Annotated in this window: 12 protein-coding genes; 11 read left to right on the top strand and 1 reads right to left on the bottom strand. The window is 46.5% G+C overall.

Translation table 11 applies throughout. The annotated features are described in order from the left end of the window. Positions 1-32 precede the first annotated feature (32 nt). Positions 33-1286 carry an LL-diaminopimelate aminotransferase gene (locus MKY86_RS22385; RefSeq protein WP_076075992.1) on the top strand — a complete coding sequence of 418 codons (1254 nt, stop codon included), beginning with the start codon at positions 33-35 and terminating at the stop codon, positions 1284-1286. A 167-nt stretch (positions 1287-1453) separates the two neighbouring features. On the opposite strand, the gene MKY86_RS22380 is transcribed toward MKY86_RS22385, so the two are convergent. Further along, entirely contained in the window at positions 1454-2209 is a 756-nt protein-coding gene (locus MKY86_RS22380; protein ID WP_076075994.1) for a LytR/AlgR family response regulator transcription factor, read from the bottom strand. A 156-nt stretch (positions 2210-2365) separates the two neighbouring features. Here MKY86_RS22380 and MKY86_RS22375 point away from each other — a divergent pair, with 156 nt between their 5' ends. From MKY86_RS22375 to MKY86_RS22330, 10 genes are all read left to right on the top strand, one after another. Beyond that, positions 2366-3634, top strand: coding sequence for a radical SAM protein (locus MKY86_RS22375; protein WP_076075997.1), 1269 nt, complete (start codon positions 2366-2368; stop codon positions 3632-3634). A gap of 14 nt (positions 3635-3648) precedes the next feature. After that, positions 3649-4692: a radical SAM/SPASM domain-containing protein gene (locus tag MKY86_RS22370; RefSeq protein WP_076076000.1), complete on the top strand. Its 1044-nt coding sequence runs from the start codon at positions 3649-3651 to the stop codon at positions 4690-4692. A gap of 14 nt (positions 4693-4706) precedes the next feature. Continuing rightward, a complete protein-coding gene (locus MKY86_RS22365; RefSeq protein ID WP_340827519.1) occupies positions 4707-4865 on the top strand; it encodes a hypothetical protein in 159 nt (52 codons plus the stop codon). 103 nt (positions 4866-4968) lie between these two features. Continuing rightward, a complete protein-coding gene (locus MKY86_RS22360) occupies positions 4969-5973 on the top strand; it encodes a S8 family serine peptidase (protein WP_076076003.1) in 1005 nt (334 codons plus the stop codon). Next, the gene (locus MKY86_RS22355; RefSeq protein WP_076076005.1) at positions 5963-7708 is read left to right on the top strand and encodes an ABC transporter ATP-binding protein; all 1746 of its coding nucleotides are present in this window, start codon (positions 5963-5965) and stop codon (positions 7706-7708) included. The genes MKY86_RS22360 and MKY86_RS22355 overlap by 11 nt, the downstream gene beginning before the upstream one ends. A gap of 67 nt (positions 7709-7775) precedes the next feature. Then, positions 7776-8450: an ABC transporter ATP-binding protein gene (locus MKY86_RS22350; protein WP_076076008.1), complete on the top strand. Its 675-nt coding sequence runs from the start codon at positions 7776-7778 to the stop codon at positions 8448-8450. Beyond that, positions 8447-10900 (top strand): FtsX-like permease family protein, encoded by a 2454-nt coding sequence (locus MKY86_RS22345; protein WP_076076011.1) that lies wholly within the window; start codon positions 8447-8449, stop codon positions 10898-10900. Before MKY86_RS22350 ends, MKY86_RS22345 begins: the two co-directional genes overlap by 4 nt. A 290-nt stretch (positions 10901-11190) precedes the next feature. Next, positions 11191-11772, top strand: coding sequence for a bifunctional pyr operon transcriptional regulator/uracil phosphoribosyltransferase PyrR (gene pyrR, locus MKY86_RS22340; protein ID WP_076076014.1), 582 nt, complete (start codon positions 11191-11193; stop codon positions 11770-11772). A 2-nt stretch (positions 11773-11774) separates the two neighbouring features. Continuing rightward, complete coding sequence (locus MKY86_RS22335; protein WP_076076017.1) at positions 11775-12683, top strand: aspartate carbamoyltransferase catalytic subunit; 909 nt, start codon at positions 11775-11777, stop codon at positions 12681-12683. 115 nt (positions 12684-12798) lie between these two features. Next, positions 12799-14073 (top strand): dihydroorotase, encoded by a 1275-nt coding sequence (locus MKY86_RS22330; protein WP_076076019.1) that lies wholly within the window; start codon positions 12799-12801, stop codon positions 14071-14073. Positions 14074-14132 lie beyond the last annotated feature (59 nt).

Here is a 14132-nt window from a genome sequence, read left to right as displayed (position 1 = left end):
ACAATTTAGGCCCAGGAGATGAATAGAAGATTATGAGCATTGAACAATATCAGGCGACATTCATTCAGACGAATTTCGCAGACCGCATCGGCGGCGAAGGATACGGCAAGGACACCTCCATCTACAAATTTGAGAAAATCAAACGCGCCAAAGCCTCGGCGAAGCAGGATTTTCCGAACATTGAACTGATCGACATGGGCGTCGGTGAGCCGGACGAAATGGCAGATGAAGGCATCGTGTCCAGACTTGCGCTGGAAGCGGCCAAGGAAGAGAACCGCGGCTACTCCGATAACGGTATTCCTGAATTCAAAGCGGCTGCGGCTGTGTATCTTAAGGAAGTTTTTCAGGTGGACGGAATTGACCCTGTAACGGAAATCGTGCATTCCATCGGTTCTAAGCCTGCGCTGGCTATGCTGCCATCCGTATTCATTAATCCGGGCGATATCACGATCATGACCATTCCGGGCTATCCGGTACTGGGTACTCATACCAAGTATCTTGGAGGACAAGTCTACTCTGTGGAGCTGAAGAAGGAGAACAATTTCCTGCCTGACCTGAACTCCATTCCTGAAGAGGTTGCCCGTAAGGCGAAGCTGCTCTACCTCAACTATCCGAACAACCCTACCGGCGCAAGCGCCACCCCTGAATTCTTCAGCGAAGTAGTGGCCTGGGCCAAAAAATATGATGTAGTCGTCATCCATGACGCACCTTATGCTGCATTGACCTATGACGGCGTGAAGCCGCTGAGCTTCCTGTCCGTGCCTGGTGCCAAGGATGTTGGCGTTGAGCTGCACTCCCTGTCCAAGTCCTACAACATGACCGGCTGGAGAATCGGCTTCGTGGCCGGCAATCCGCTGATCGTGAAGGCGTTCAGTGATGTGAAGGACAACAATGATTCCGGCCAGTTCATCGCCATTCAAAAAGCTGCCGCTTACGGCCTCTCTCATCCTGAGATTACCGAAGCGATTGCCGCCAAATACTCCCGCCGCCACAACATGCTGGTGGATGCGCTGAACAGCCTGGGCTTCAAGGCCGAGAAGCCGAAGGGCTCCTTCTTCCTTTATGTAGCCGCACCTAAGGGCGTCAAGGGCGGACGCCGCTTCGAATCCGGCGAGGATTTCTCGCAGTTCCTGATCCGCGAGAAGCTCATCTCCACCGTGCCTTGGGATGATGCCGGCGCGTTCGTGCGTTTCTCCGTGACCTTCGTGGCCAAGGGCGAGGAAGAGGAGAAGCGTGTCATCTCCGAGATTCAAAGACGTCTTAGCGACGTTGAATTTGAATTTTAGTATGAATAAGGGGCTGTCCCAAAAGCCATGAAGTGGCTAATTGGGATAGTCCTTTTTGTATTTTAAGTAGGATCAAAGTGAAATAAGCAATAATAGCACTATTTATATCAAAACGCAGAGCAGCGATCCTCCAACAACAGGAGAATCGCTGCATTTTCGTTTTTAACCTAAAAAAACACTCTTTTTTTATATTGGGACGTCATATAACAGTTATACACATCTTTGACCTCTTTCATATACGAGCGCCCGATGGGGAATTGATCGCCATTGGACATGGATACCGTGTTGGACGAGATTTTATGGATATGTTCAATATTCACAATAATGGAACGGTGAATCATAAGCAGCGGGGATTCCGTTTCGAATTTGAATTTGTTAAGAACACCTCTGCTTTGATATTGGCAATCTGCGGTTGAAATTTCGAGTTGATTTTTGAGAACGGCATCTTTCACTTTCTTGATGGATAGGACTTCGGCGACTTTTAACAGCAGATATTCTCCGTCTGTCCGGATAGTTAGGTATCGCCCGGATAACGAGACGATATATTCACATAACTTTAACAATTTCATAGAAAACAAATCATAGGAAGTAGGTTTGGTAATGAACTGAAAGGGTTGCACATCAAAACAATCTAATATAGATTGCTGATCGTGTGTAAGAAAGATGATTTGTAAATCATAGTCCTGATGATTACGTATCCATTTTGCCGTCTCAATGCCATTCATCTTACGGAGCACAACATCTATAATCAGGATATGAAATGGATTACCGGCATGGCTTTTCAAATATTCGATCAGTTCTTCCCCGGAAAAAAAATACTTGATTTGAAAGTAGAATTTAGCCTCTTGTTCGAATCTACGAAAGAAATCTTCAATTTGAGCGTGGCAGAGCTCATCAGCGTCACATACGGCTACGTTGAACAAGGAATAACCTCCTGTCATTTAAAAATTTCTGTAATTTGCGACTTATACCCCCTTTTTATGCAATTAAAACCCATTTTACACCATAATTATTTTTTTATGTTATGATTTTTGTGTGAGGTAGACAGCTACAACGTTCAGCAGGGAGGCATGGTATTCATGCAGGTTGAAGAGAAATATCAATTCAAGAGCAATTTGAGAACGCTTAAACACGGTAATCAAGTCGTTATCGGGAACCGGGATGACGGGAAATGGATGAAGATCAGCAAGCAATGTTTCGATATTCTGAACATGGGTGTGGATCATCAGGCCACTTTTGCTGATTTGCTTCAAGCATTAGCTGATGATGAAGATAGAGCTTATTTCAAGAAATTATTTACGAAACTCAGAGCCATCGGAGTGATCCGATTGCAGAGCGATGAGGAGAAGGTTCCAGCGAGGGCTATTGATTTTGCGGTCACGCACCGCTGCAACTTGAACTGTACCCACTGCTGCGTCGCGGCCAGTTCTATCGCAGGCAAGGAGTTCCTACAGACCGAAGAGATCCTGGGCATACTGGATAAAATCATAGCCCTCCACCCCGCCCAAATCAATTTTACAGGTGGTGAAGTGCTGGTCCGGGAAGATTTCTTGGATATTCTTAAATATGGACGTGAGCATTACCAGGGAATCATCGGCGTAATGACAAATGCCACACTTATTGAAGAAGTCAATGTTATAGCATTGGCGAAATATGCCGACTCGATCGACATTAGCATTGATGGTGTTGATGAAGAGACATGTTCCAAGATAAGAGGAGAAGGCGTCTTCCAAAAAGTAGTGGACAGTATCCGGCTGCTGCAAGAGAATGGTCTGGATAAAATATCGTTGTCCATGGTTATCACCAGTGATACCCAACATTTACGCGAAGAATTCGACCATCTGAATGAACAGTTGGGCACCAAAGGGGTAACCCGGATCTTTAGTCCGATTGGTAGAGGACGTATTAATAAAAGTCAATTGGAGGTTAACCTTGATTCCGACTTCAAGTCGGACATGGGGCAGTTGAACAACAATGAGATTCTTCATAATCTGAAGACCTGTCATTGCGGTGCAATCCAAAAAACGTTGTATATCAACTATAAAGGAAATGTATATCCATGCGGCTTGCTTGAGAAGGAAGAATATCGTCTATGTCATGTAAATGATATAGAGGATTTCGAATCCTTTTACAGTCAGAAATGTTATCAAGATTGCGGGGGGTACCAGTCCTTGATGAACATTCAACCAGAGAACTTCAATAAGTGTGCTGATTGTGATGTCAATCTGTTCTGTTGGAACTGTGTTCATTTCTTGGATCTACTCAAGAAGGGCGATCATGTTGCCGAATTTGATTGCAGTGAACAGAAGCGGGAATTGCAGCAAGCGGTCTGGGGAAGTCATACATAAAAAGGGTGGTTCTTATGTTAGCCAGTATATGGGTAACGACAGCTTGCAACATGAGATGTGATTATTGCTACGAAGGCATGGACAAATCATATGAGATGATGAGCCGGGAGACGGTGGATATCGCCATCGATTACATCTTGAGCCAATATAAGCAAATGGCGGATACAACGCTGATCGTACAATTTCATGGCGGAGAGCCATTAATGAACTTTGAGATTGTGAAATATACCACAAACCGAATCAAAGAAGCTTTTATCGGACAAGACGATGTGTTGTTATTCGGAATGACCACCAATGGAACATTATTGGACGCGGAGAAAATGAGTTTTCTGGCTACGAATATTAACTATGGGTTATCTATCAGTTTAGACGGAGGCAAAGACACACATGATCTCCACAGAAAACTGCATAATGGCAAAGGGTCCTATGATCTGGTCACTTCCAACGCTTTACAATTGTTGACGTTAAGAACCGATATCAGAGCCCGGTTAACGTTTAATTCAGAGACAGTGGCCGAGCTGTATGAGAATGCGGTCCATCTGGTGAAGCTTGGTTTTGGCAAAGTGGCTTGTATTCCGGACTATTATGATAACCGCTGGAATGAAAATCATATGAAACTGCTTCTTGAACAAGCCCGGCAAGTACAAATTTATCTTAGAGAAGCGCAAAAAAATCATCCGGACCTGGACATTATTCTCTTGAATGTTCCTTACTTCAAAATGGGTGTCTGTACGGGAGGGACTGGCAGCTTTCATATTTTGCCCAATGGCGATCTGTACCCATGCAGTTATGGCATCGGTGACAATGAATTTCGAATCGGCAATGTGAAAGACGCATCCCCACTAGACACAGATAAACTTGCCTCTATACTTCGCAGTGCGGAAGAAATCAATCCCGATTGCAAGGGTTGTTCACTGTATGCCGGATGTACTTGCTCCCGTTGTAAAATCATCAATAAAGTATTAACCGGCAACGATCTGACACCATCTCCGGTCGTCTGTGCAATGGAGAACACGAAATATCAGATTTTAAAGGAAAACAATACCATTTACACTTGAAAGGAGGTGATAAAATGAATCTGGAAATCAAAAAAATCACTGACAAGATCGAAGAACTTGATGTTCACGGTCAAGGATGTACCGATGATTGCGCAGATTGGTCAGGCAACAAAGGATCTAACCCAGTCGGCTGCGTCGTTACCATTTCCCCGAAAGGCTGGAGTGGGTGGTAAGAAGAAATATGAATGACAGGCATTAATAATACTTAAATGAGGAATGGGCAAAGATGTAGACTCTCTATATCTTTGCTTTTTCCTACTATAAGGTGGATACAGTATGGGACAGAAGCAGAGAATTGTTATCGTGGACAGTGGCATTGATATGGCAAACGCTGATTTCAACATTCATTCAGGTATAAATTTCTCAAGCAGGGGAGGGCCGAACGAGATTCAGGACTCAAGTGGTCATGGCACGTATTGCGCGGCTATTATTAATAACGTGCATCCTGGCGCAGAATTGGATATCGTCAAAATCCTCGACCACAACGCGGAGACCAGCTCGTCAAGATTAATCGAGGCATTGGAGTATATTTGTGATCTGGATGCCCGAATAGTCAATCTAAGCTTGGCTACGATGAACAATATGTACGCTGAACCATTGACAGCCATCTGCAACAAGCTGAGTCATGAAGGGAAATTTATCGTGTCATCACTTGCCAATGGACACAGTTACAGTATGCCCGCTGCGATACCCTCTGTCATTGGAGTAGACAGCATTCGCTTCACCGATGCCAATTCTTTCTGGTATAACCGGCATGAACGTATCCAATGTGTGGCCGATATTACTCCTGTCATGGTTCCTACGTTAAATGGTTCATTCAGAATGTTTGGAGGTAACAGTAAAGCAACTGCCTATTTTTCCGGTTACATTGCAAACCTGTTGTCACGTGAGCAGGACATCCGGTCTTTTAACCAACTAAACACCGCACTCGAAGCTACAGCCTGTCTAAATCACTGGAACGCTGAAGATATTGAGAATGGCAAATGCCCCGATTTTAAACTCGGCAAGCAGGGAATTGTAACCACGAATGAAGAGGTACACCAACAAATTATACATATTATCCGTCAAACATTCTCTATCCTTGACCATCAGACTGACAAGTTGACGCAGCAGAATTTATTCGAGTGGTTGAAGCAAGATGATTATTATCCGCTTATGGAAGAGATAACAAGACATTTTTCAATTACAGTCAATTACAATTTGCTGAGTCTGAATGTATTTCAATCATCCTTGTCGCTATCCGAATTTGTCGAAAGCAGGCTCGAAGCCAATGAAAGTTGATGTTCATTTCAAACCACTGTTTACGCTTATATTCAAATACAAAAAACAGCACGCTCTAGCCGGCGTGTTTATGCTGATAAACTCACTGCTGTCGATCATGACACCCTACATACTCATTCGAATTATTGATGATGTGATTCCCGATAAAGATTATACTTTATTGCTGCAAGTGGTCGTTGCTTTTCTAGCGATTATTGTCCTGCAAAATGGAAGTAAATTAATCTCTGATTATTATTATGCAGTAATCGGCAAAAAAGTGGTCTATGATCTGCGTTTGAAGCTTGTGAATCATTTGAACAAAATGTCCGGCCGATACTATTCGGATGCGAATTCGGGCGATCTACTCACAACAATCAACAGCGATGTGGCTACTGTCGAAGACTTCTCCACCCGCATGATCTTTACACTTATCTCCGATATCATCACGGCGGTTGTAATGCTGATCTTCTTATCGATTATGCAGTTCGATTTGTTGCTGGTCTCTGTAGCGTTGCAGCCGCTTATGTTCATCTTGCAAAGAAGATATAACCAGAAGATCCATTCGATAGTGACCCGTCTGCGTAATCATCATGGCCTGTATGTATCTGTAGTTGAAGAATATTTGTCATCCATGTTAACTTTTACTCTTCAAAATGCCAAAAAATTATTTTTTAGAAAATACTATCAATCAGCAAGAAGTTTCTACGAAGAAGGAGTGAAGCTACAATTCCACCTCTCTGCCAGTATGTTAAGTTCCAATATCATCAGCGGCTTCATTACAATCTCTATTCTAAGTTATGGAGGATACAAAGTAATGATTGGCGCCATGACGGTGGGGGTGTTGGTTGCCTTTAATACATATACACAACAACTTTTAAATCCGATATTTAGAATTGCTCATTTCAAAATGAATATTCAGCAGACGATTGTAGCAATGGAGAAAATAATGGCTGTATTGGACGAACCGATTGACATTCAGCATGACAATGGCGGAATCAAACCGATGGTACTCAAGGGGGACATCGAGTTTCATAATGTGAATTTTTCCTACAACGATCAAGTCGAGACGTTAAAGGAAATAAATCTTTCTTTTGCATCCAATACTGTGTCTGCTCTTGTGGGAACCAGCGGCTCAGGCAAAACGACGGTCACGAGCCTCATTTACAGGTTATGGGATGTTGACCATGGACATATATTGTTAGATGGAATTGACATTAGGGAATACAATTTGCACTATTTACGCAAGAACATAAGTATCGTCTCACAGGATACCTTTATCTTCAATGATACGATTCTCAATAACTTGCGCTTAGCCGCGGATCTGTCCATGGACGAGATTATAGCTGCCGCCCAAGCTGCTGATATTTATGATTTTATTATGTCTTTGCCTGCCCGGTTCGACAGCAAGGTCGGTCAGAACGGCGTGATGTTATCGGGCGGACAAAAGCAAAAAATCTCCATTGCACGCGCAATATTAAGAGATGCGCCGATTATCATCCTGGATGAAGCAACGTCATCGTTGGATACCTTGTCGGAACAAACTGTTCAAAGCGCTTTCCAGATGTTATTTACAGGCAAGACCGTCATTATCATTGCCCATAGACTCTCTACCATCGAACAAGCGGATATCATCTATGCTATCCAAGACGGGCGAGTTGTGGAGTGCGGAACACACCGCCAGCTTATGGCGCAACAGAGTGTCTATTATCGGCTGTATACTAGCAGTGCTGAAGTTGATACCGTCAAATCTATGTAATTTCCTTTTAATGCAATAAGATGGTATATTGGATTTATTGGGATTAATTTGAAAGGGAGTGTATTTCATGCCGTTACAGGCCGAAGCTCTTTCCAAAATCTATGGAACAGAGTCGAACAAAGTAACCGCTTTAAACAATGTATCTATTACTATAGAGGATGGCCAGTTCGTATCGATCATTGGACCTTCGGGGAGTGGGAAATCCACACTTCTGCATCTGCTTAGCGGGATAGATAAGCCAACTGGCGGGACTGTTTTATTTAATAATGAAGATATGTATGCTCTGGGGGAGAAGGAATTGTCGGCATTTCGCCGCCAGAAATTCGGATTTGTGTTTCAGCAATTTCACCTGATTCCCATTTTAACGGCGGAAGAGAATATTTGTATGCCGGTGTTATTGGACCGGAAACAGCCCGATCAAGAGTATTTGCGAGAATTAACCGATTTCCTGGAGATTTCCGGCCGTCTCTCCCATCTGCCGCATGAGTTGTCGGGGGGGCAGCAGCAGAGAGTGGCGGTAGCAAGAGCGCTGATTGCCAAACCTCAAATTATATTTGCCGATGAGCCTACGGGTAACCTGGACAGCAAAAGCAGTAAAGAAGTTATTGAGCTGCTCACCCGCGCATCCAAGCAATTTGGGGCCACCTTAATTATGATAACCCATGATCTTGCCATATCACAGCTCTCTGAACGACGGTTAACCATCTCGGATGGTGTACTATCGGAGGTTGAGAGCCAATGAAACATTATTTAGGTTATGCTGTCAAGGAGCTGCGGAGCAGCCCGCTGACCTCGGTGTTGATCATCATCGCTATTGTGATGTCCACTGTAATGACAACAGTAGTGGCCCAATCCATCACCACCCTTCAGACTTTAAGGGCAGAGCAAGCCCGTTACGTCAATGGCGATTATCATGTTACCTTTAACCATTTGAATCAAGATCAGGTTCACAAATTACAGGCCGATAGCAGAATATCCAATCTCGGATTGTATCAATCTCTGGGGAACAGCACCATTCAAGATTCAGGGATAAGTGCCAGTGTTCTTGAATATAATACAGACGGTTTGCGAAATCATTCCCGGGTTACTCAGATTAAAGAAGGCGAGCTGCCACAGCGGCCCAATGAGATTGCCCTTACCGATAACATCTTGAAATTAATGAAGCTGGAACCGAGAATCGGAATGCCCATCACAATGAAGCTAAATGTTGCATCTAACAACGTAGAAGAGGGTTCCTTTGATTATACGGCTTCCTTTATTTTGAGCGGGGTGCTGGAGGATGATTACACAGGTTATGTGTCGGGGTTGTCGCTGGCTCTCGTGGGTGAAGGTACGGCAGAACGTTATTTACCGGAGCAGTATTTGCTGACCTCGGCGGAATTCAAGGTTAAATCGTTAAATGCGTTTCAATCAACGGTGGATCAGATCGTCAAGGATTTGCAGCTTGAGGCTTCATTCGTTTCGTATAATGCCTTTTATTTGAATGCTCTAGGTGTCTCTTTTGACACAGGGGAATCTGAGCAGACGGACAATATCACATCCATCACTGTCATCGCGTATGTGGTCGGTCTGCTGGTGCTGCTTGCCTCCGGTCTGGTCATCTATAATGTACTCAAAATTTCTATTGTTAAAAGAATGAAGAATTACGGATATCTCAGGGCCATCGGAGCAGAACCGGGACAATTATACAAGATTGTGATCCTTCAAGTATTAATCTATAGCGCGATTGCAATTCCAGTGGGACTTGTTATCGGGTTGTTCACGTCAGGGGCCATCACGGAGATGGCATTGACCATCATTCAACCGGACACTCTGATCGTCAAGGATCAGAATGAGCTTCAGCAACTTCTCTCCGATTATCCGAACCAGAATGTGACCGCTATCCTGTTTGGAACGGTCATATCGTTCATATTTACATGCGCAGCTTCTTTTCCATCCGCATCGTATGCAGCCAGAGTTTCCCCCAAGACAGCCATAGCCGGGAACCAGACTACCGTTCATCGAAAAAGAAGAAATAGCAAATCGATCAAGAACTTTAACCGCTATTTTGCGCTTATCAATCTCAGGCGGAATCCGTCCCGATCCTTAATCACGATACTGTCATTGTTTATGAGTATTACCATCTTTGTAGCGCTGCATTCATTTGGAGATGTGCTGGACACCACGAGTCAGATCAGCGATTTGAAACAAGGGGATTATTCGATTACGAGCGAAACGGTAGGAATACCAGAGAGTGCCATAGCCCAACTGCAAGCCCATTCCGGGGTGAAAGACATCTCTTATATGAAATACTCCAAATATATGCCGGGCGAGATTGAAAGTGATCTCACTTTTGGATTAAGCGGGGATATGCTAAAAATTATTGGGGTAGATATGGAAACACTGAATCAATTATATCCATCTATGGATAATCAGAAGAAACTGGATTTCCAGAACGGCACGCTGTGTATTGTCAAAAATCCGATAGAAATCGCCGGATCCCAGACCACTCAACTGCAACCGCAAGATACGATAACGATTAACAATAACATGCTTACAGTGGAGGCAGTCACTCCCCGGGCTTTGCAACTGCAAGGGACAGGGTGGGTCAACGGGGTTGATATCATTGTATATGACAAGGTTTATGATAAGTTGACAGGCCATCACATGGTGAATCAAATGAATATCTTTATGAACGATAGCGCAGATCATTCACAGGTGGAGTCGTTGATTCAACAGATCGTAGACAAAAATCAGGGTTCTCGCTGGCTCTCTTACCAAAAAGCCGATGAGCAACTCCAGCAATCCTTTGAACAAATCAAGATACTCATGTGGGGGCTGATCCTGTTTATCAGTTTTATTGGAATATTGAATATAATGAATACTATCTATACGAATATTAATACAAGAATCAATGAAATCGGTATTCAGCGGGCGATTGGAATGGATAAGAGTAGTCTGTACAAAATCTTCCTATGGGAAGGGGCCTATTATGCCGGTTTTGCTTCTCTCTTGGGTTCCATTGCGGGTTATCTGCTCTCTGTGTTTATACAATCGGCAACGATGGATGTATGGGATTTCAGCAATATTCCAATTATCCCTATACTTCTGGCTACAATACTGGCAGGGGTAACCTGCCTTGTTGCAACGATCATTCCGTTAAGCAGTATGAAGAGAATGAACATTGTCGAGAGCATAGAGGTTGTACATTAGGAGCATTTTTCGTTTAGCCTGAACCATGTTGACATCCTGCCATCATTCTGTCATACTTTTAACAAATGAATAGCGCCTTTAATTCAGTCCCGTGAGGCTGGCAAGGTAACGTGAATCGAGGTTCGCGTCATGAAAGAAGGAATCCGTATGAGTACGGAGGGTCTTTTTATGCGCGCGGACACGCCATCTTTTTGAATCTGCGGATTTCACTCCTTGCCTGCTTTGGGCAAGGAGTTTTTTGTTATCCGGGGAACTTGAACAGGCGATCAAGCAGGGGGATGGCAAAGAGGATGGTTACTGAAAAAAATGTCATTATGGACGAAACGGCGATTCGCCGGGCACTGTCACGCATTGCACATGAGATTTTGGAGAAAAACAAGGGTATCGAGAATTGCCTGCTGGTCGGCATCCGCACCCGGGGGATTTACCTCGCTCAGCGGATCGCGGAGCGCATTAAGGAAATTGAGGGCGTGGACATCCCTTACGGGGAGCTGGACATTACCCATTACCGCGATGACCGCGAAGGCGGCGGGGACAACCGGGAAGCGATGGACAAGGCAGTTGTCAACAGCAACCTGATCCTGCCTCCGGGCACCAGCGGCACCCGGGACAAGAAAGTGATCCTGTTCGACGATGTATTGTACACAGGAAGAACGATCCGCGCGGCAATGGATGCGCTGATGGATTGCGGACGGCCCCGGATGATCCAGCTGGCTGTACTGGCTGACCGCGGCCACCGGGAGCTGCCGATCCGCCCCGACTATATCGGCAAGAACGTACCTACCTCCAGGCATGAGCAGATTGAAGTGTCCCTGAGCGAATATGACGGCAAGGACGAAGTGTACATTATTTCAAACCGGGAGGAACGATAACAATGATGACGGCAACCAAAGTGAAGGAACGCAGTCTGCTGGGGATGAAGGAGCTGGCGGGGTCGGAGATTACCCAACTGCTAGACAGAACAGCCTACTGGGATCATCAGAGCGAGAAGCTCACGCCGGTGCTGAGAGCACATTTTGTTGCCAATATGTTCTTCGAGAATAGTACAAGAACCCGCTTTTCCTTCGAGATGGCCGAGAAACGCCTGGGTGTGCAAGTGCTGAACTTCACGGCCGCGGCCTCCAGTGTCGAGAAGGGTGAGTCCATCTACGATACAGTGCGCACACTGGAGTCAATGGGCATCGATGCCGGAGTGGTCCGGCTGAAGCCTGCCGGTGTGCTGCAGCAGCTTGCCGAGAAGGTAGGCGTTCCGCTCATCAATGCCGGGGACGGCAACAACGAGCATCCGACGCAGGCGCTGCTGGACCTGTACACGATGCGCAAGCATTTTGGCGGATTGAAGGGCCTGAAGGTATCGATTATCGGGGATATTATGCACAGCCGGGTAGCAAGGTCCAACCTCTGGGCACTCACCAAAATGGGGGCAAGTGTGCAGTTCTGCGCCCCGGCGAATATGCAGGCTCCTGAGCTTGCGGCCTACGCTCCATACGTGTCCATGGAAGAAGCGCTGAAGGCGGATGTGGTCATGATGCTGAGAGTGCAGCTGGAGCGGCATGCTTCGGGCATTATTTTATCGGCTGAGCAGTACCGGGAGCACTTCGGGCTGACTGAGGAACGGGCGTCCAGGCTGGATCCGGCAACGATCATCATGCACCCGGCGCCGGTCAACCGCAATGTAGAGATCGACGATGCGGTGGTGGAGAGCAGCCAGTCCCGGATTTTCCCGCAGATGGCGAACGGAGTCCCGGTACGGATGGCTGTCATGGAGCGGGCGCTGCAGTAGCAGAAAAAAACCTCACATAAGCGCATTAATAAATATACACAAAGATGAATTTTTATTATATAATAACTACAGAGCTTACGGCTGCGGCCGGAAGGCACAAAGGAGAATCCTAACCGTGATCATCAAAAATGCCAGTGTACTGAACGAAGAAGGCGTGCTGGAGCGCAAGCATATTGTTGTGCAGGACGGAGTTATCTCGAAGATTCAGGATGCCGCCGAGGCGGTAGAGGAAGCCAGCGAGACCGTTGAAGCGGATGGTAAGCTGCTGATTCCGGGACTGATCGATATGCATGTGCACTTACGTGAACCGGGGTTCGAGCATAAGGAAACGATTGAGACCGGTGCACGTTCGGCAGCCAAAGGCGGATTCACAACGATTGCCTGCATGCCGAACACACGCCCGGTAACTGACAGTGCAGAGATCGTACAGCTCGTGAAGGACAAGGCACGTGAAGCGGGGCTTGTGAAGGTGCTGCCTTACGCGGCCATTACCAAGAATGAGCTGGGACGCGAGCTGACGGATTTTGCGGCACTGAAGGAAGCGGGAGCGATCGGCTTCACCGATGACGGTGTAGGCGTACAGAGCGCGCAGATGATGAAGGATGCGATGAAGCTGGCGAAGGGACTGGATATGCCGGTGATTGCCCACTGTGAGGATAACTCGCTGGTGGAAGGAGCGCCGGTAGCCGAAGGCACTTTTGCCGACAAGCATGGCCTGAAGGGAATTCCGAACGAATCGGAAGCCATTCATGTAGGCCGTGACATTCTGCTGTCTGAAGCAACGGGTGTTCACTATCATGTGTGCCATGTCAGCACCGAGCAGTCGGTCCGGCTGATCCGCCAGGCGAAGCAAATTGGCATTAAGGTGACCGCCGAGGTATGCCCGCATCATCTGCTGCTCTCGGAGGAGGATATTCCGGGCATGGACGCCAATTGGAAAATGAATCCGCCGCTGCGCTCGCGCCGTGACGTTGAGGCCTGCATTGAAGGGCTGCTGGACGGCACGCTGGATATCATCGTGACCGACCATGCCCCGCACAGCGAGGAAGAGAAAGCCAAAGGCATGCAGCTTGCACCGTTTGGCATCGTCGGCTTTGAGACGGCCTTCCCGCTGCTGTATACCGCTTTTGTGGCCACAGGCAAATGGGATCTGTCACTGCTGGTGCGGCGGATGACCGCTGATCCGGCCCGGGTGTTCAGACTGAATACAGGCAGCCTTGCCGTTGGGGCGCCTGCCGATCTGACCCTGATTGACTTGAATCAAGAGAAGGAAGTAGATCCTGCAACGTTTGCGAGCAAGGGTCGCAATACACCTTTTACCGGATGGAAGCTTAAGGGCTGGCCGGTGAAGACCTGGGTAGACGGCAGAGCCGTATGGAGTGAGGCTTAACAGAAGTAAGCAGTAGCCCATGCAGCCCGGCTGCATGGCTGTGACATAAGAATCAGACT

It is taken from the genome of Paenibacillus sp. FSL R7-0333 (genome assembly GCF_038000365.1).
In the GTDB taxonomy this organism is placed as follows: Bacteria; Bacillota; Bacilli; order Paenibacillales; family Paenibacillaceae; genus Paenibacillus_AQ; species Paenibacillus_AQ silagei.
Note: the sequence above shows the minus strand (reverse complement) of the source record. Positions and strands in the feature narration are given on the sequence as shown.